Genomic DNA, 497 nt, shown 5'->3' with positions numbered 1-497 from the left:
TGAAACCATTGCTAATATCTGTATAATTAAATCTTTCATAAATTTATCTAATAATGGATTACCAATGACTTCATTCATCATTGGTAGACTGGTAATCATCAATTGTACTTCTTTCTCTTTAAGATAATTAACGGTATTAATGACTTCATCATAATTACGACCTAAACGATCAATTGATTCCACGACAAAACGATCTCCCATTCTCACAAAGTTCAATGCTTCTTGAAAGACGGGTCTGTTTTCTATAGATTGACCTGATTGTTTTTCTGTAAAAATTTTTTCAGCACCAAATGTTTTTAAATTTTCAAGTTGTCTTTCTAAATTTTGATCTACTGATGATACCCGCGCATAGCCCACAATCATTTAGTTTCACCTCATAATTAATATACACCCTAATCATACATTTTAATTGCTGTAATTTCAACAATTCATTTTGTATGATTAGGGTGTGCTCTAAATAAACAAAAATAGTCCTCTTATTTTAATAAGAGGACTAT

The 497-nt window shown here is 29.8% G+C and carries 1 protein-coding gene; it reads right to left on the bottom strand.

What is annotated here, in order from left to right; translation table 11 throughout:
• Positions 1 to 363 (bottom strand): recombinase family protein (locus tag HZY83_RS07105; RefSeq protein ID WP_179943350.1); only part of this gene is annotated, 363 nt, incomplete at its 3' end.
• Positions 364 to 497 lie beyond the last annotated feature (134 nt).

Source organism: Gemella sp. GH3, from assembly GCF_013415425.1.
Taxonomy (GTDB): Bacteria; Bacillota; Bacilli; order Staphylococcales; family Gemellaceae; genus Gemelliphila.
The sequence above is the reverse complement of the archived record's forward strand: the minus strand, read 5'-3'. Positions and strand labels throughout refer to the sequence as shown.